Here is a 17,701-nt window from a genome sequence, read left to right on the forward strand (position 1 = left end):
GCCATGATTTTTATGCTATGTGGAACGAGCGATGCGAGGGAGCTCGCTGTACAAATTAAGGCACAGGGCTATAGCGTGCTGACTTCGGTCGTGACCGATAGTGCGGCAGGCAGCTTGAAGGAAGCCGGACTTGATGTACGAGTGGGACGGCTAACCGCAGACGAAATGGCAGCTTACCTGAAGGGAAATCAGGTACAGGCTGTCGTTGATGCCAGCCATCCCTTTGCCGAGGAGGCGCATCGCAATGCAATGGCGGCGGCCGAGCAGGCATCGGTGCCTTATATTCGCTATGAGCGCGAGAGCCTGACCTTTGATGGACAGCCGCTAATCCAGTATGCGGATGATTACGCCGAAGCAGCCGAAATGGCGGCTGCCAAAGGCGGCGTCGTGATGCTGACGACTGGCAGCAAAACGCTGCAGGTTTTTACCGAGCGCCTGCTAGGCTTGCCTAACGTGACGCTGATCGCCCGCATGCTGCCGCGCCTCGACAATATGGAGAAATGCGATGCGCTGGGACTGCCGCAAAAGCATATCGTTGCCATGCAGGGTCCATTTTCCAAAGCGCTCAACCGCGCCCTTTACGAGCAATTCGGCGTGACGCTGATGATTACGAAGGAGAGCGGCAAGGTTGGCTCTGTGGATGAGAAGCTGGAAGCGGCGCTTGAAATGGGTATTGAGACGATTATTATTGGGCGTCCTAAGCTTGCCTATGGGCATGTTTTTTCGCGCTTTGACGAAATAAGTGATACATTAAAGGAAATGTTGAGTTAAATACACGTTGCATCATATATTGAAGGAGCTGAGCGAAAAACATGGATTTTTTGACTGATTTTAAACCGCTTACTGTACAGCCGCAGGAAATTGAAGCACGCAGCTTTGAAATGATTACCGAGGAGCTAGGGGAGCACCCGTTCACAGATGAGCAATATTCTGTTGTACAGCGCGTTATTCACGCTTCCGCTGATTTTGAGCTGGGACGCAGCATGATGTTCCATAAGGATGCGGTACAGGCAGGCATTAAGGCGATCCTCGCGGGCAAGCCTGTAGTTGCCGATGTGCAGATGGTTCAAGTAGGAATCAGCAAGCCGCGCATTGAGAAGTTTGGCGGCGACGTGCGTGTATACATATCGGATGCAGATGTGATGGAGGAGGCGAAGCGCCTCAATACGACGCGGGCGATTATTTCCATTCGCAAAGCGATTCGTGAAGCGGACGGCGGTATTTATGCGATCGGAAACGCGCCTACAGCGCTGCTGGAGTTAATTAGACTGGTGAAAAATGGCGAAGCCAAACCAGGCCTTATCGTTGGCGTTCCCGTTGGCTTCGTATCGGCAGCAGAATCGAAGGAGGAGCTTGCCAAGCTGGACATTCCGTTTATTACGAATCTCGGACGAAAGGGCGGGAGCCCGGTTGCCGTGGCTGCGGTTAACGCGATTTCCCTGCTGGCAGAGCGCCAAGTGTAAAAAGCGTGGACAAGAAAGAGGATAAGCCGCTTCGCCATGGCTATACGACAGGCTCGTGTGCAACTGCTGCGACGAAAGCGGCGCTGACAGCGCTGATTTTGCGCGAGCAGCAGACCGAGTCGGAAATTGTGCTGCCGATTGGCGAGCGGGTCACTTTCACCATTGTAAGCTGTGAGCTGAATGGCGATGCCGCAAAAGCTGAAGTGATTAAGGATGGCGGCGACGATCCGGATGCTACGCATGGCGCAAGCATTTTTTCGGAGGTCAAATGGCATGACGGCGAAGGCGTTATACTTGATGGCGGCATTGGTGTTGGCCGGGTAACGAAGCCCGGTCTGCCCGTGGCGGTTGGCGAAGCCGCCATTAATCCGGTGCCGCGCCGCATGATTCACGAAGCGGTCGAAGAGGTGCTGCGATCGTTCGAGCTGGAGGGGCGAGGCGTAAGCGTCGTCATTTCTGTGCCGGAAGGAGAGCGAATCGCGCTCAAAACGTTAAATGGTCGCCTTGGTATTCTAGGCGGCATTTCCATACTCGGAACGAGAGGCACCGTTGTGCCGTTCTCTACCGCAGCATACAAAGCGAGCGTCGCGCAAGCGATTAATGTCGCAGCCGTCAGCGGCTGCGACCATCTTGTTTTATCGACAGGTGGCCGTACGGAAAAGTTTGGGATGGAGCTGTATCCCGATTTGCCGGAGGAGGCTTTTATCGAGATGGGCGATTTTATCGGCTTCTCGCTGAAAATGGCCCGAAACAAGCAAATTCGCAAAGTAACGCTTGTCGGCATGATGGGCAAGTTTTCGAAGGTGGCGCAAGGCGTCATGATGGTGCATTCCAAAAGCGCGCCAGTCGACTTCGGCTTTCTCGCCGAAATAGCGGAATATGCAGCTGTTCCCGAAGGACTTGTGGAAGAAATACGCGGCGCGAACACCGCTTCACAGGTTGGCGATATGATGCAGGAGCGCGGCATTGATGCCTTTTTCGAACGAATGAGCGAGCTGTGCTGCTATCATAGCAAGAAGGAAGCGGGCGGACTGCTGATCGTCGAGACGGTCATTATATCGATGAAAGCCCATCTGTTAGGCAGGGCTGAGCAATAGCGTTTTCAAATGCATGCAAGCTGCTTGGCAGCAAAGGATCGGGGGAGATAGAGCTTGGGGAACAAAATCAAAATGATCGGCATTGGCGATGACGGAGCGGCAGGTTTGCCGTCGCTTTATGAAGGCTGGATTCAAGAGAGTGAAGTATTGGTTGGTGGCGAGCGCCATTTAGCGTTTTTTCCGCAATATGCAGGCGAGAAAATCGTCATTAAAGGCGGCTTGACTGACTTGGCAAAGCAGCTGCAGGTGGAGAGTAGACGGACGGTTGTACTCGCTTCCGGTGATCCGTTGTTTTATGGCATTGGCGGTTATTTGGCCGGCAAGGTGGAGCTCGACATTTATCCGGCGCACAGCTCGGTGCAGCTTGCTTTTGCGCGAATGGGCGAAAGCTGGCATGATGCGCTGCTGACTAGCGTTCACGGCAAGAGCATCAAGGGACTGGCACAGCGTATCGACGGCAAAGCGAAGATTGCGCTGCTGACCGATGACAAAAACAATCCAAGCGTTATTGCCCGCTACTTGCTCGAATTTGGCATGACCGAATATAAAGCCTTTTTGGCTGAAAATTTAGGTGGAGCGGATGAGCGCACGGGGTGGTATGAGTTGAGCGAGCTTGCGGAGGCGGAATTTTCTCCGCTGAATGTCTTGATTTTGAAGCGTGTAGGGACGAGCCCCTCGTGGCCGCTCGGCATTGCTGACAGCGAGTTTGCCCAGCGTAAGCCGGACAAAGGACTAATTACTAAACGTGAAATTCGCGTGCTCAGCCTTGCGGCTATGCAGCTCAGGGAGACGAGCACGGTTTGGGATATTGGCACCTGCACAGGCTCCATGGCGATTGAGGCAGCACGCATTGCCCGCCAAGGCGACGTATATGCCATAGAGAAGAACGAAGGCGATCTTGCCAATTGTGTGGAAAACGCCCGGAAATTCAGAACCGACCTGACGACGCGGCTGGGACGCGCACCTGTTGGCCTGGACACGTTTGCCGATCCCGATGCTGTATTTATCGGCGGCAGTGGCGGCGAGCTGCGCGAGCTGCTGCATATTTGCTGCACGCGGCTCAAGGAAGGCGGACGCATCGTCGTGAATGCGGCAACGATTGAGACGATGGGCAAAGCGATGAGCGCTTTTGAGGATGAAGGCTTTAAAACCGATATTACGCTGGCACAGCTGTCGCGCAGCAAACCGATATTGGATTTGACGCGTTTTGATGCGCTTAATCCAATTTTTCTAATTACGGCTTGGAAGCAGCCAGAGATACTCACCGAGGAGGAAAGCGGCAATGACTAAGCTCGGCAAATTATATGGAATCGGGATTGGACCGGGGGATCCGGAGCTGATTACCGTTAAAGCTTTTCGGCTTATGAAGGAATGTCCGGTTATCGCATACCCGCGCAAAAAGATGGGCGCCAAAAGCTACGCGCTGACGATTGCTGAGCTGTATGTGAACGCAGCGGAGAAGGAAATGCTCGGACTTACCTTTCCGATGACGAAGGACCGCGAATCGCTGGAGCGCCAGTGGGAAAAGACGGTGCAGCAGGTATGGCAGCCGATTAGCGAAGGCCGCGATGTGGCGTTCGTTACGGAAGGCGATCCGATGATCTACAGCACGTATATTCACCTGATGCGGCTTATGCGCGAGCGTCACCCTGAAGTGGAAATGCAGGCAATTCCCGGCATTTCTTCGTTTAATGCTTCGGCTTCCCGCCTTGGCATTCCGCTTGCTGACGGCGACGAGCATGTGGCGATTGTTCCAGCAACGCCAAGCTATGAAGCGATGCGTACAGCGATTGAGCGCCATGACTGCGTCGTATTCATCAAAGTTGCTAAGGTGCTGGATTTAATGCTGACTGTATTGCGCGACTTGAAGCTGATTAAGAACGCTTATGTTTTGACGAAGGTTACATCGTCCGAGGAGCAGGTATGGATGGATGTTGAAGAGCTCCAAGGGCGCGAGCTTGAATACTTGACATTAATGGTGGTGAGAAAATGATTGTACATATTATTGGCGCGGGTCCCGGCGATCCGGATCTCATTACGGTAAAAGGGCTCAAGCTGCTGCAAGCGGCAGATGTCGTCATGTATACCGATTCGCTCGTTAATGAAGAGCTGATTGCGAAAGCGAAGCCCGAAGCTGAGGTGCTGAAAAGCGCAGGCATGGATTTGGATGAAATGGTTGGCATCATCGTAGACCGCGTGAAGCAGGGAAAAAGCGTAGCCCGTATTCATACTGGCGACCCAGCGATGTATGGGGCTATTTTGGAGCAGATGGTGCTGCTTAAGCGTGAAGGCATCCATTGTGAAATCGTCCCAGGCGTAAGCTCGGTATTTGCTGCCGCTGCTGCGGTTGGCGCTGAGCTGACAATACCTGACCTGACCCAAACGGTCATTTTGACGCGGGCCGAAGGACGGACACCTGTTCCTGAGCTGGAGAAGCTGAAGGATTTGGCAGCGCATCGCTGTACGATTGCGTTGTTCCTCAGCGCTACGCTGACGCGCAAAGTGGTGCAGGAATTTAAAGATGCCGGCTGGGAAGATGAGACGCCGATTGCTGTCGTTCGCCGTGCGAGCTGGCCGGATCAATTAATTATCCGCACAACGCTTGCCGAGCTCGACAATGCGATGCGCGAGCATGGCATTCGTGCACATGCGATGATTTTGGCAGGCTGGGCGCTTGATCCGGAGCTGCACAACAAGGATGCGCACCGTTCGAAGCTGTATGACAAAACGTTCACGCACCGCTTCCGCAGAGGAGTGAAGCCGGAATGAGTGCGATCATTCAGCTGGAAGAAGGCATCATCCCGGAAATTCGCCAGAAGCACGAATATGCAGTAGTTGCCATTACGAAGCATGGTGTGCAGACAGGCAGAAGGCTGCTGGAAAATATGGGAGCAGTCGATTTGTATTACATGGGCAAATTCGAAGCAGGAGATGAGGAAAGCCGCGGCATTCAGCTGTTCAATGGCTCGGTGCGCATGCTGTTTCCTGCCTTGTTTCCGAAATATAAAGGAATTATTTGTATTATTTCACTTGGCGCAGTTGTGCGAATGATTGCTCCATTGCTGCAGGACAAGAAGAAGGACCCAGGCATCGTTGTTATTGATGATAAAGGTGAACATGTCATTAGCGTGCTGTCCGGCCATCTTGGCGGAGCGAATGAGCTGACGCGCGAGACGGCAGCGGCTATTGGCGCGCGTCCAGTGCTGACGACGGCATCGGATGTACAGCGCACGCTGCCTGTCGATTTGTTCGGGCGGCGCTTCGGCTGGGAATGGGAAAGCGATGCAAAGCTGACACCTGTCAGCGCCGCTGTCGTCAATGAGGAGCCCGTTGCTATTGTGCAGGAGTCGGGCGAGCGGAACTGGTGGATGCATGATACACCAATGCCACCTAATCTGGTCGTTTACGACTCTATTGCCGCAGCGGAGTCGGCCGCGCCTAACGCGGCACTCATAGTCACACACCGCCTGCTGGAGGAGGATGAGCAGAAGCTGCTGAATAACGGCGTGCTCTATCGGCCGAAGGTGCTGGCACTTGGCGTTGGCTGCAATCGGGGGACGTCTGCGGAAGAAATCGAAGCGGTTATCGCTTCCGCATTGGAAGGAATCCGGGCTTCGATCCGAAGCGTCAAGGCGATCTGTACCATTGATCTCAAAAAGGATGAAGAAGGGCTGCTCGCGGTATGCGCCAAGTATGGCTGGCCGCTGGTGACTTATACGCCTGGGGAGCTGAACGAAGAGGAAATTAGCGAGCCTTCTGAAACGGTATTTAAATTTACTGGAGCTTACGGGGTAAGCGAGCCTGCGGCGAAGCGTTATACGAAAAACAATGAGCTGCTGCTGGGCAAGCAAAAATCCGGCAATGTAACGATTTCGATTGGACTTATTCCATTCACATAAGCCGTGCAGCACAGCTTTTTTTAAAATATAGGAAAGTATATGATTGTTCGATCCTTTCTCTATATTTCTCGAATGAAACGCGCTGTGCCGCCATAGGACGGCTTTCGGCCGTTTCACCTTGGCAAGTCCTTAACGAAAGGAATTCACATGTTATGACGATAGCAACGCAGAAAAGAATCATTATTGCTGGAACGGGCAGCGGAGTTGGCAAAACGACGACAACCGTCGGACTGATGGCTGCTTTAGCGCGCAGAGGTTTTGCGGTACAAGGCTTTAAGAGCGGGCCGGACTATATAGACCCAACCTATCATACGGCGGCGACAGGGCGGCAGTCACGCAATCTGGACAGCTGGATGTGTCCTCCTGCCACGGTGAAGGAAATTTATTCGCGTGCTTCAAGCACGGCGGATATTTCAATCATTGAAGGTGTAATGGGGCTATATGATGGCAAAAATCCGCTTTCGAATGAAGGCAGCACTGCTGAGCTTGCTGTGCTGCTGGACTGCCCCGTGCTGCTGGTCGTCAACTGCCAAAGCATGGCTCGCAGTGCAGCGGCTATTGTGAAGGGCTTTCAGGCGCTGGATGACAATGTGCGCATCGTTGGCGTTATTGTGAACAAGGTGGGCAGCGACAGCCATTATGAGATTGTGAAAGCGGCTATCGAGCAGGAATGCGGCATTCCAGTCGTTGGTTATTTCAAGCGCAGCAGCGAGCTTCATATACCTGAGCGTCACTTGGGCCTCGTGCCTTCGATTGAGCGGGGCGAGCTGTCGCCTTTATTCGACCAGTTGGTGGCGATGTGCGAAAGGACCGTTGATCTTGAACGAGTGCTTGCGCTGGCAGAAGCGCCGGTCATACCTGAAGCAGCAGCAGGGACTTCCTTATTCGTGAGGAGAAATCCCGAGGGCAGCGTGCGAATGGCGGTTGCCAAGGACGCGGCGTTTCATTTTTATTATCCGGATAATCTTGAGCTGCTGGAGGCGTGTGGAGCCGAGCTTGTATACTTCTCGCCGCTTGCAGGGGAAGCTGTGCCGAATGATGTATCAGGCTTGTATATTGGCGGCGGCTTTCCAGAAGAATTTGCCGAGCAGCTGGCGAAGCAGCAGTACGTACACCAGTCGGTGCGGGACGCCATTGCTGGCGGCATGCCGACGCTTGCTGAATGTGGCGGTTATATGTATCTAACGGAGCAGCTTACGAATACGAGCGGCAATAGCTATGCGATGGCTGGCGTGCTGCCGGGAAGCGTGGTCATGCAAGGCAAGCTTGCAGCGTTAGGCTATCGGGAGGCAAAGGGGCTGGGTGCTAATTTTCTGCTGCCTGAGGCCGATCAGGCTCGCGGACATGAATTTCATTATTCTGTCTATGTGCCAAGCACCGATAGTGAAACGCCGGAGCCTGCCTATGAGACAAAGGGCAGACGCGGCGTGAAGCAGGAAGGGGCGCAGCTCGCCCAACTGGTTGCAGGCTATACGCACTTTCATTTTGCCTCAAATCCGGAGATGGCTGAGCGCTGGATTGCTGCATGCTGGGCTTATTCTGCTCGTAAAGCATAATTTGCGCTGAAGCGCTTACGCATATTGAAAATATAGGAAAGGATATGATTGTTCCATCCTTTCTCTATATTTCTACGCGAAACGGAAGCTTTGCCGTCAGAGAACGGCGACAGCCGTTTACGCTTGAAATATAGGAAAGCATATGATTTCCCGATCCTTTCTCTATATTTCTACGCGAAACGGAAGCTTTGCCGTCAGAGAACGGCGACAGCCGTTTACGCTTGGCCATTTTAAACATTTCGTAACTTTTATATGGATGGTTTCCGCTATCATAGTAACGATGAGTAACCTAAACATATAACCGGGGGATGTCCAATTACTATGACGGATTTTCAATATAAAATAAATCGTTTAAGACAATGCGAGTCTATATGCTATACGATATGCCTAAAGCTATTGCAAAACGAGCAGCAGGCGGCGAAAGCGGCGGAATGGCTGCTCAAACGCTTGTTTACAGACGAGCAGTTTTGGAAAACTTCCGACGCTGCACGGGACCGGTATATTTTTCGTATCGCAAGCAGTGCTTATTTAAATCAGACACAGATGCGCTCCTTTATGAAAACTTCATAAGGGGCGTGTTTGTTGTTAAGGGAAGGAAGCAGGGCGACTATGATTAATACGAGCAATACACGCAGCGTTACTATCGCACTGTTCGTAGCGACCTTTCTGGCAGCGATCGAAGGGACGATCGTCAGTACGGCTATGCCGAGCATAACGCGAGAGCTGCAAGGAACCCAGCAGTATAGCTGGGTTATTTCGATTTATTTGCTTGCTACGGTCGTCACAACACCGATTTATGGCAAGCTGTCAGATTTATTTGGCCGCAAAAATATGTTTATGATTGGGGCTGCGATTTTTTTGTGCGGCTCGATGCTCTCTGGCCTTGCGCAAACGATGACGCAGCTTATTATTTTTCGCGCGATACAAGGGCTGGGGGCTGGTGCGCTCACAACGATTCCTTATACGATAATCGGTGATTTATACGCTTATGAGCAGCGGGCGAAGGTACAGGGCTGGATGTCGAGCATTTGGGGAATAGCTGGTATATCGGGTCCTTTGCTTGGCGGGCTGCTAGTCGATTATGTCTCTTGGCGGGCGATATTTTATATGAATTTGCCCTTTGGCATTGTCGCGATGTTTCTGCTTGGCTCTACTTTGAAGGAAGCTTACGAGAAGCGGAAGCGATCGATTGATTATGGCGGCATTGGCACGTTTGCGGTAGGCATGTTCTGTTTTCTCTATGCCTTGACCCTGCTGCGTTCAGAGACGGGCGAGCAGGGAGCCAGCTATACGGAAATCGGACTGCTTTTTGCAGTTGCTGCGGTGCTGCTGGCGCTGTTCTTCTATATTGAGAAGCGTGTGCAGGAGCCGCTGATCCCGCTCGTTTTGTTCAAAAATCGCACCATCAGCATGGTGAATTTGCTCAGCTTTTTGCTATGCGTCGTCAACGTCGTTATTATTTTTTATTTGCCGCTCTGGCTGCAGGGCGTTTATGGAAAAAGCGCCACCTATTCGGGTTTGGCGATGATTCCGCTTTCGGTCAGCTGGCCGCTCGGCTCGATTTTGGCAGGCACATGGATATCGCGAATTGGTCTGAGAAATATAACGTTACTCAGTGCGCTTTCCCTCGTATTAGGAAGCTTGGGCTTCATGTTCCTGAATGCCACGACGCCGATTGCCTTGTTTATGCTCTATATGTTTTTAACGGGCTTAAGCTTTGGGCTTGCGCTAACCAGCTGTACCGTATCCGTGTCATCCGCTGTCGAACGGCAAATGCGCGGTGCCTCGGTTGCCACGAATAACTTTATACGGACGCTCGGCCAGACGATCGGAATCGCTTTATTCGGCCTTCTGCTGCACACTGGCAGCACGAATATCATCGACCCGCTATTGCTGGAGGAAAGCTTGCACCGAATCTTTACGATAGTGGTCGTATTGTCGCTCGTTGTCGGGGTAGTGTCGCTAGCTTTACCACGCATATCCTTGGCAGAGCAGCAGGAAACGAAGCACGCTTCTTAAAATATTTGTCATAAATAATTGGTGGAGTGCAACTTTTCAGATTATATTGCGTCCAAACTTTTGGCGGATATGTAGAGAAATCGCAATTTTATTTTGGAAAAGGAGATTCACATGCTTAAAAAAGTCAGCTTATTTGCACTCGTATTCCTTTTTGTCTTTACTTTGGCTGTGCCGATTCAGGCGGAAGCAGCGCAAAATGTCCTAGGTCAAGAGCAGCTCGTTCTGCTTCAAAAGTCGAATAAAATGTACCATAATGGCACGCTGTATACAGCTACGCAGCCTGTTACTGAGCTGAAAGGCACGACTTACGTTTCGGCACGCTCAATCGCAGAGCGCCTCGGCGGCAAAATCGTATTTGACAAGGTAGCTAAGGAGTATGTGCTGACGACGGAAAAAAACGTACTTCGTTATGCCATTGGCAGCTCCACCTACAATGTGAACGGAACGGTACAGAAGTTTACTGGAGCACCTTACAACTTGAAGGGTACGCTGATGATTCCGCTTCGTACGCTGCTGCAGCCGCAGGGCATCACGATGAAAGTGAACAAGGCGGAGAAAAAAATTACGCTGACGTGGACAGTAAAGATCGCGCCAGTCGCAACTTTTACAGTAAGCCCTAAAGTCATTTATGCGAATGAAACACAGGTGACTTATACGAACCAGACGACCAGCAGCACCCCTATTGTGGACGAGCGCTGGGAAGGCAATTTGCCAATGTTCGACCAGCCAGGCACGTATACGGTAACCCATTGGGTTCAAGATTCGGATGGCGTCTGGAGCGAACCCTATACGGTGACGCTTGAAGTGCTTCAACCGAATTTACCGCCAGTAGCGAAGTTTGTTACCAACAAAACGAGCTACATGATGGGCGAGCCGATTGAATATACTGACCTTAGCAGCGATGAAGAAAACGCGATTACGAGCACGAACTGGACGAATAAACAGCTAGGCTTTTTCGAGCCAGGTCCACAGACGATTTCCTTGAAGGTAACGGACAAGCATGGAGCAAGCAATGAATATTCGCTTTCGATTATGATTGAAGATCAAGAGCTTTATTCCAAGCAGGACTTTGGCATGTTATTTACGCCTCCTGGAGAGCGCTTCTCGATTAATGGAGCGTCGGTTCTGAATTATGATGTGATTCCTTATTCATTGACAGAGTATGGACAGCAGACGCTGCTACGCAGCAACAGTCCAGAGCGAATTGTGAATGAAGGCGTGTATTATACGGACTCGGCATCGGGCAACGTTCGCTTGATGTCGCATAACGTAAACAACCGCCTGAACAATGTGCGCATGTACATCGTCGCTACGAACGAGACGAATCAGGAAGCGACGGTTCAGACACAGCGCGTCGGTATTGGCGGTCCTGCGCTGTACGTTTCGGCAACGGGGAAATCTTCTATCAGCAAATATTTGACCTCGCGCATGAATCCGGTCATGAATGATATTACAACGATTCCAGCGGGCGAGAGCCGTCTTATTTTGAAGCAGCTCAGCGATTTGAAAATTTCGCCGGACCGCGTATTGACAATGATGGCGGATGTTTCGACTTCCGGTCCAATTAAATTCAGCTACGTCATTATTGATGACGGCAAGGATGTTCTATCCGAATTGCCGCTGCTGCCGTATCTGGAGCCGGATGGCATTCACATTCGCGGTACATTCGAGAAGGCAGATCGTACGATCAACCTGACCCAGCCAGTAGGCTCAGAGCCAGGCCGTATGATATTTGGCGATAAAGTAGTCGATACACGCCTTACAACGATCGACAAGCTTACTGGTGCGACGATTTACAATGAAGGAAACTATGGCGTAGTTTACGTCGTGAAGCTGTTCAATGTTCAGCCTAATACGCTTATTGCCTTGAACCCGCGTGGCGGACATTATGGCGGCGCCTTCCTCGTCAACAACAATGTGGTTCTGACGACGAATAACTCCTTCCTTGCGAACAACGGTGAAGCAGGAGTCCTGTACCGTACGGGAAGCACATCAGAAGCTGTAACCATTGTATTCTCGCCGGCTTCTGGCAGCAATTTGCCAATCAATTTGCTGTTTATGCCAATGCCAGAGAAGAAAGGCTAGCGAATACAGCAAGCAAATTCAAGCAAAAGCATCATTATGTTCACAAATGTGAACACAATGATGCTTTTTTTATTGCGATAGGGAATATCCGAACATTAGGCAGTGAGCCATCAGAGGATACAAAGTTTTTGTTATGGAATGTGAATTATTTATGATAGCTCGTCATACTGCTTAAATCGGGAGAAACGACAAGGCTCTAGTTCGCATCTTGATTCTCGATTGATTATTTCAGTTGCAGCTAGACGCGCAATTAGCGGAGCCAGAGTAATGGCAGAATGCATCACCGTCACATAAAGTCCCTTCATCTGATTATGAAAGCCTACAATTGGATAGCCGTCCTCTGGCATTGGTCTCAACCCAACTTTGATGCTTTCCAGCTCCAATTGCTCCCCACCCTTCAGGCTGCGACGCAGCGTCTCGAAGGCACGTTTGCCCACGGCCTCTGGTCCATTTTCCTCCGAATCATCGATATAATCTTCCGCAGCTAGCAATGAATGATCGGTTAGCTGACGCACTTCAAACTGCGCATTCGAGATTAATGTGTGTATTAGTCTACTCGAGGTCTTCATTCGAATCAGAATGGAAGGTGACGGCGTTACTGGTACAGGGCAACCTAACGAATTGCAAAGTTCGGATACGCCTGTACCCGCCGCTAATACCACAACATCCGACTCCATAAATCCGTTTGATGTATGTACGCCTATTAAGCGTGAATTTTCTTGCTGCAGTTGTGTAACGTTGGTATCAAACTGTACCTTTGCTCCGTATTCCTGTGCTTTTCTTAACAATAGTTGCGTTAATTCGATCGGATCTACTGCTCCTTCTTCTTTGGCAAACATCGCATCGTTCGGATACTCCTTCAGATTCGGTTCCAATGCCTCAATCTGCTCTCGGTTTAAATTTTGAAGGTAGATTTGTTCATTTAGGTTCGAATCGCCCCACGTTAATGCTCCGTGCCATTGAATTTGTAATTCGGATAGCTCTTGCTGCAGTGCGAGGTATTCTTCTGAAGCACTGTCATACAAATGTCTGTACTGGGGAGCCACCCTATGTGTTGTATGTATCCAGGCAAATGATTTTTCTGTAACTTCACGGGCTGCGGTAGGGTGTCGTTCAATAATGGTTACATCCTGATTTCGTTTTGCTAGATGATAGGCCATACAGGCTCCGACAATTCCTGCTCCTATAATGACTACTTTTTGTTTTTCCAGCAGTGACGCCCCCTTTTTCATCCTATTTTAACATATGCATGGTATCTCAGTTAATAGAGTAGACATAAAGAATCGAGAGAATAATGAGGAGAAAAAGTACGTATGTTCGTACTCAGCTTTATCATCGGCTTTCAAAGTTCATACCGTAGTTTAAGGATTCAGGGTGGGAACGGACTATACTTGAAAAGGCGAACGATAGCGCATGTTTTTCAGTTAATTGTAAGGGGGATTTGGAACGATAGAAGCTTGCTCATGTCACCTTTTTCTTTGAAAGCGGTATATTTAGCGTGTTTTAGGCATTTACCTACGACAACATGTTAAGTTTAATTACATACACTATTGATAAATCGGGTTCATTGCTTTAATATGTTATAAAACATAACGCAAACGTGAAAGAGGGCAATTCTATGACGACTATACTTATTCGCAACGCAACGATAATGACGATGAATGAAAGTGGCGATATTTTAACGGGGGATTTGCTCATTCGCGGCAAGCGTATTGCTCAAATTGGCGGTGAGATAACGACTGATGGGGTGGATCGAATCATTGAGGCTGATGGGAAAGTTATACTTCCCGGCTTCGTACAGACACATATACATCTATGCCAGACGTTATTTCGCGGTCGGGCAGATGATCTGGCTTTAATCGAATGGCTGCGCGAGCGGATTTGGCCGCTAGAGGCGGCTCACAGCCCAGATTCGGTTTATTATTCCGCTATGCTGGGCATCGGCGAGCTGATCCGCAGCGGGACAACAACGATTTTGGATATGGAGACGGTGCATCATACCGAGTCGGCATTCCAGGCGATATTAGAGAGCGGCATTCGCGCCATTTCCGGCAAGGTGATGATGGACCATGGCACGGAAGTGCCGCTGGCGCTTCAGGAAAATACACAGCAATCATTGCAGCAAAGCGTGGATTTGCTCGAAAAATGGAATGGCGCTGGCGACGGCCGGATCCAATATGCTTTTTGTCCAAGGTTCGTTGTGTCTTGTACAGAGGAATTGCTCATTGGAGTACGCGATTTATCCGAGCAATATAAGGTTAAGGTGCATACCCATGCTTCCGAAAATACCGGAGAGATCGCAATTGTGGAAGCGGAACGCGGCAAGCGCAACGTCGTTTATTTGGATCATATCGGGCTGGCAAGGCCGAATTTGATTTTGGCCCACAGCATTTGGCTCGATGAGGAAGAGAAGCGGATTATTAAGGAAAGAGGCGTGAAGGTCACCCATTGCCCCGGCTCCAATATGAAGCTGGCATCCGGCATTGCGGAAATTCCCGAGCTGCTGCGCGAAGGCATCGATATTGGCATTGGAGCGGATGGCGCGGCATGCAACAACAATTTGGATATGTATCAGGAAATGCGGCTGACCGCCTTTATCCAGAAGGTGAAGCATGGCCCAACGGTCATGGATGCGCGCACCGTGCTGCGGATGGCGACGATGGGCGGCGCGAAGGTGCTCGGCATGGAAGACGACATTGGCAGCTTAGAGGAAGGCAAGCTAGCGGATTTGCAAATGCTTGATTTGGAGGATTTTCATGTGTATCCGTCCTATGATGCAGATTGGTTCTCGCGGGTGGTTTATGCGGCAACCCGTGGCGACGTGGATACCGTAATCATTGACGGACAAATCGTCATGGAGAAGCGCATTATGAAGACGATTGACAAGCCGCTTGTGCTGCGGGAGGCTGATCGTTCCCTTCGCGGACTGCTGGCAAGGCTGTAGCATATAGGTTGCAGGCCAGAACTTCATTTCATTAATAACGTCATCTATAAAGGCGGTGGCTGCTTGTGGATATGCACGAAGTGCTGGATTCAATTGCGACGCTTGAGCAGTCGGCCGCGCTTGCGACGATTATACGAGTAGAGGGCCATGCTTACCGTAAGGAAGGGGCAGCGATGCTGCTAAGGCTGGATGGAACGAGGACGGGAAGTATTAGTCCCGGCTGTCTGGAGGCTGATTTGCAGGAGCGGGTTAGCCGCGTGTGCTCTGCCGAAGCTTTTGAAATTATCATCTATAATATGCAGCCGGAAGAGGACATAATGTGGGGCGATACCATCGGCTGTGGCGGCATTATCCATGTGCTGCTGGAGCCTGTAACGATGGTACTCAGAGAACAGCTGCTGACGGCAAAAAATAGGCTGCGGGCGGGAGCGACGATTTTTTTGAATCGAAGCTGGTCGAGCGTAGGGGATAGCATCTGTTATAAATTAGAGCCAGCAGCAGTGGTCAGCCTTTCTCGCAATAGATGGAAAGCTGGTGCTGATGAGCACGGAGAGGCTGGGACATTTTCGGTGAAGCTGGAGCCGCGTTCACGAGCCATTGTATTTGGCGCTGGACCAGATGCAGAGGCACTTTGCACGGTGCTTCCAGGCTGCGGATTTGATGTTGTTGTGGCGGATTGGCATACACATATTAGCTCTGAAAATCAGGTTAACTCCTGTGGTAGCGTGGTGAGGGTTACTGGTAAGCCTGATGAGCTTGCCTCGAAGCTGCAATTTAATAGAACGGACTATTTCGTCGTATGCAGCCATCAGCTCCACTATGATCATCAACTGATTCAGCTGGCACTGGCAGCACAATCTAGTTATATCGGCGTCATGGGCTCTCGTAAACGAATAAAGCAATTATTTGGTGAAGGAAAGCTTTCTGAAAATGTTTATGCTCCAATCGGGCTTTCGATAGATGCAGAGGGGCCATACGAAATTGCGTTAAGCATCGCTTCCGAGCTAGTTCAAGTAAGGGCTGCGCAGCGTGCGAAAGATAAGGAGGCGACTGGCGATGCAGGTGTCAGGCATTTACTTGGCGGCGGGCCTCAGCAGCAGGATGAAGCAGCCGAAGCTGCGGCTTCCTTTATCGCCGGGAGCTATGCTTGGCAGTCAGGCGCTTCATGCTCTATTAAATAGTGTCATCAAAAGCTGGATTGTCGTTCATCGCACCAACGATGAACTGGAGTGGCTAGACACTCCTGAACTGGAGCGGGCTTGCACCGCAGCACAACTGCACAAGCGAGAAAGCCCTTTGGCGGCGCGGGGAATGTCCTACTCGCTGCACAGCGGGTTTGAGGCGCTGCTTGCTCTACATCCACATACGGATGCCGTCCTTATCGCGTTAGCTGACCAGCCTTTTGTGACGGCAAGGATGGCAGAGCGTTTGATTGAGGCGCTGGAGCAGGATTCTGCGCTTGATTACGCGGCCTTCAGCGACGGAGCGGCGACGATGCCTCCGGCGCTGCTGCGAACAACGATGTTTTCCGCTTTGAAGGAGCTGGAGGGCGATCAAGGAGCAAGACGGCTCTTTGCTACAGGCAAGTATAAAGGGGAAATACTGGATTTAAACGGTGAGCCTGACTTTGCGCTTCATGATATTGACGACGAGGAGAGTTTGCTGGCTGCTATTGATTTATGGAACAGGAGGGAGAGCGATGGCCATGAATAAACAAACGAAGCCGGAGTCTCCCGTCGTATGGCAGGCAAGTGATGCTGCGGAAGCTTGCAGGCTCAAGCAGCAGCTTGGCGAGGATGGCGTTTTTGTTGCAGGCGGGACGCTGCTTCGTACGTGGTGGGAAGCGGGGACTGCCCGTATGCCTGGCCATTTAATCGATATAAGCGGAATGGCCAACATGCAGAAGCCGATTGTGCTTGTTTCAAGCAGCCATGATCGGCAAATTTGTCAGATCGGAGCGGCGGCGCTGCTGTCAGAGGTCAGAAATGATTCATATATAAGGACTCATTATTCACTGCTCACAACCGCGATAAAAAATATCGCTGCACCATCGATACGGAACCTGGCTACGCTAGGGGGCAATGTTCTCTCCCGGGTGGGCGACGCGCTTCCAGCGCTGCTTGTATATGAGGCTGTGCTCCTCTGGCATGATGGGCAAGGAGAATTTCAGCAGACGCTTGCACAATGGTTATTGGAAGCCCAGGTAAGTGCCGGGTGGAAAAATCGTCTGCTGCTCGCCATTATATTGCCGCCAGTTGATCTGCCGGAACAGGAGGGGTACAGCAGGTTGGACGTCTATCACAAGGTTGGCCGCCGCGAAGTGTTCACGCCGTCGATAGCGACTGTCGCCATAAGCGCCATTGTAAGCTCCGTGCAGCATATCGTGGATGTACGACTTGCAGCGGGCGGGGGGCAGACGGCGCCAAAGCGGCTTGAGCATACAGAACTGCTGCTTAAGGACGCCAAGCTTGATCGTTCGCTGCTCCATTCTTGTTATACGTCGGTCATGGAGCATTTTCATCCCATAGGCGACGTGTTCGCTTCGGAAAGCTATCGTAAGAAGACAGCAGCCAATCTGATTGTGTCGGAGCTGTGGAAAGCGATGCAGCCCAAAGCATAATAAGCTAGCTAGCTTAGC

Annotated in this window: 16 protein-coding genes; 15 read left to right on the forward strand and 1 reads right to left on the reverse strand. The window is 51.0% G+C overall.

Translation table 11 applies throughout. The annotated features are described in order from the left end of the window. Window positions 1-3 precede the first annotated feature (3 nt). The 11 genes from cobK to MHB80_RS13455 all read left to right on the forward strand — a co-directional run bounded on the left by cobK (window position 4) and on the right by MHB80_RS13455 (window position 12,119). Complete coding sequence (cobK, locus tag MHB80_RS13405) at window positions 4-771, forward strand: precorrin-6A reductase (RefSeq protein WP_341282587.1); 768 nt, start codon at window positions 4-6, stop codon at window positions 769-771. Window positions 772-812: 41 nt separating this feature from the next. Next, window positions 813-1,463, forward strand: coding sequence for a precorrin-8X methylmutase (locus MHB80_RS13410; protein ID WP_341282588.1), 651 nt, complete (start codon window positions 813-815; stop codon window positions 1,461-1,463). A gap of 5 nt (window positions 1,464-1,468) precedes the next feature. Beyond that, on the forward strand, window positions 1,469-2,560 hold the full coding sequence (locus tag MHB80_RS13415; RefSeq protein ID WP_341282589.1) for a cobalt-precorrin-5B (C(1))-methyltransferase: 1,092 nt from the start codon (window positions 1,469-1,471) through the stop codon (window positions 2,558-2,560). A gap of 54 nt (window positions 2,561-2,614) precedes the next feature. After that, window positions 2,615-3,850, forward strand: a complete 1,236-nt coding sequence (cbiE, locus tag MHB80_RS13420) for a precorrin-6y C5,15-methyltransferase (decarboxylating) subunit CbiE (RefSeq protein WP_341282590.1) — start codon at window positions 2,615-2,617, stop codon at window positions 3,848-3,850. Next, entirely contained in the window at window positions 3,843-4,553 is a 711-nt protein-coding gene (gene cobI, locus MHB80_RS13425) for a precorrin-2 C(20)-methyltransferase (protein ID WP_341282591.1), read from the forward strand. The genes cbiE and cobI overlap by 8 nt, the downstream gene beginning before the upstream one ends. Continuing rightward, window positions 4,550-5,329 (forward strand): precorrin-4 C(11)-methyltransferase, encoded by a 780-nt coding sequence (gene cobM, locus MHB80_RS13430; RefSeq protein ID WP_046233158.1) that lies wholly within the window; start codon window positions 4,550-4,552, stop codon window positions 5,327-5,329. Before cobI ends, cobM begins: the two co-directional genes overlap by 4 nt. Beyond that, window positions 5,326-6,459 (forward strand): cobalamin biosynthesis protein, encoded by a 1,134-nt coding sequence (locus MHB80_RS13435; RefSeq protein WP_341282592.1) that lies wholly within the window; start codon window positions 5,326-5,328, stop codon window positions 6,457-6,459. Before cobM ends, MHB80_RS13435 begins: the two co-directional genes overlap by 4 nt. A 158-nt stretch (window positions 6,460-6,617) precedes the next feature. Then, window positions 6,618-8,015 (forward strand): cobyrinate a,c-diamide synthase, encoded by a 1,398-nt coding sequence (locus MHB80_RS13440; RefSeq protein ID WP_341282958.1) that lies wholly within the window; start codon window positions 6,618-6,620, stop codon window positions 8,013-8,015. A 321-nt stretch (window positions 8,016-8,336) separates the two neighbouring features. Then, window positions 8,337-8,585 (forward strand): hypothetical protein, encoded by a 249-nt coding sequence (locus MHB80_RS13445; RefSeq protein WP_341282593.1) that lies wholly within the window; start codon window positions 8,337-8,339, stop codon window positions 8,583-8,585. A 39-nt stretch (window positions 8,586-8,624) separates the two neighbouring features. Next, window positions 8,625-10,034: an MDR family MFS transporter gene (locus tag MHB80_RS13450; RefSeq protein ID WP_341282594.1), complete on the forward strand. Its 1,410-nt coding sequence runs from the start codon at window positions 8,625-8,627 to the stop codon at window positions 10,032-10,034. 111 nt (window positions 10,035-10,145) lie between these two features. Next, the gene (locus MHB80_RS13455) at window positions 10,146-12,119 is read left to right on the forward strand and encodes a stalk domain-containing protein (RefSeq protein WP_341282595.1); all 1,974 of its coding nucleotides are present in this window, start codon (window positions 10,146-10,148) and stop codon (window positions 12,117-12,119) included. Window positions 12,120-12,268: 149 nt separating this feature from the next. Here MHB80_RS13455 and MHB80_RS13460 read toward each other — a convergent pair whose 3' ends face one another. Further along, window positions 12,269-13,351, reverse strand: a complete 1,083-nt coding sequence (locus MHB80_RS13460) for an FAD-dependent oxidoreductase (RefSeq protein WP_341282596.1) — start codon at window positions 13,349-13,351, stop codon at window positions 12,269-12,271. Window positions 13,352-13,737: 386 nt separating this feature from the next. Here MHB80_RS13460 and MHB80_RS13465 point away from each other — a divergent pair, with 386 nt between their 5' ends. The 4 genes from MHB80_RS13465 to MHB80_RS13480 all read left to right on the forward strand — a co-directional run bounded on the left by MHB80_RS13465 (window position 13,738) and on the right by MHB80_RS13480 (window position 17,683). Next, window positions 13,738-15,063, forward strand: a complete 1,326-nt coding sequence (locus tag MHB80_RS13465) for a 5'-deoxyadenosine deaminase (protein WP_341282597.1) — start codon at window positions 13,738-13,740, stop codon at window positions 15,061-15,063. Window positions 15,064-15,134: 71 nt separating this feature from the next. Next, a complete protein-coding gene (locus MHB80_RS13470) occupies window positions 15,135-16,244 on the forward strand; it encodes an XdhC family protein (protein WP_341282959.1) in 1,110 nt (369 codons plus the stop codon). After that, window positions 16,165-16,776 (forward strand): NTP transferase domain-containing protein, encoded by a 612-nt coding sequence (locus tag MHB80_RS13475; protein ID WP_341282598.1) that lies wholly within the window; start codon window positions 16,165-16,167, stop codon window positions 16,774-16,776. The genes MHB80_RS13470 and MHB80_RS13475 overlap by 80 nt, the downstream gene beginning before the upstream one ends. Further along, on the forward strand, window positions 16,763-17,683 hold the full coding sequence (locus MHB80_RS13480; RefSeq protein ID WP_341282599.1) for an FAD binding domain-containing protein: 921 nt from the start codon (window positions 16,763-16,765) through the stop codon (window positions 17,681-17,683). The genes MHB80_RS13475 and MHB80_RS13480 overlap by 14 nt, the downstream gene beginning before the upstream one ends. Window positions 17,684-17,701 lie beyond the last annotated feature (18 nt).

This window comes from Paenibacillus sp. FSL H8-0537, assembly GCF_038051995.1.
Classification (GTDB): Bacteria; Bacillota; Bacilli; order Paenibacillales; family Paenibacillaceae; genus Pristimantibacillus.

Coding starts and splice junctions, on each gene's coding strand:
- cobK (WP_341282587.1), top strand. CDS start 4: ATGATTTTTATGCTATGTGGAACGAGCGATGCGAGGGAGCTCGCTGTA.
- MHB80_RS13410 (WP_341282588.1), top strand. CDS start 813: ATGGATTTTTTGACTGATTTTAAACCGCTTACTGTACAGCCGCAGGAA.
- cobI (WP_341282591.1), top strand. CDS start 3,843: ATGACTAAGCTCGGCAAATTATATGGAATCGGGATTGGACCGGGGGAT.
- cobM (WP_046233158.1), top strand. CDS start 4,550: ATGATTGTACATATTATTGGCGCGGGTCCCGGCGATCCGGATCTCATT.
- MHB80_RS13435 (WP_341282592.1), top strand. CDS start 5,326: ATGAGTGCGATCATTCAGCTGGAAGAAGGCATCATCCCGGAAATTCGC.
- MHB80_RS13445 (WP_341282593.1), top strand. CDS start 8,337: ATGACGGATTTTCAATATAAAATAAATCGTTTAAGACAATGCGAGTCT.
- MHB80_RS13450 (WP_341282594.1), top strand. CDS start 8,625: ATGATTAATACGAGCAATACACGCAGCGTTACTATCGCACTGTTCGTA.
- MHB80_RS13455 (WP_341282595.1), top strand. CDS start 10,146: ATGCTTAAAAAAGTCAGCTTATTTGCACTCGTATTCCTTTTTGTCTTT.
- MHB80_RS13460 (WP_341282596.1), bottom strand. CDS start 13,351: ATGAAAAAGGGGGCGTCACTGCTGGAAAAACAAAAAGTAGTCATTATA.
- MHB80_RS13465 (WP_341282597.1), top strand. CDS start 13,738: ATGACGACTATACTTATTCGCAACGCAACGATAATGACGATGAATGAA.
- MHB80_RS13470 (WP_341282959.1), top strand. CDS start 15,135: ATGCACGAAGTGCTGGATTCAATTGCGACGCTTGAGCAGTCGGCCGCG.
- MHB80_RS13475 (WP_341282598.1), top strand. CDS start 16,165: ATGAAGCAGCCGAAGCTGCGGCTTCCTTTATCGCCGGGAGCTATGCTT.
- MHB80_RS13480 (WP_341282599.1), top strand. CDS start 16,763: ATGGCCATGAATAAACAAACGAAGCCGGAGTCTCCCGTCGTATGGCAG.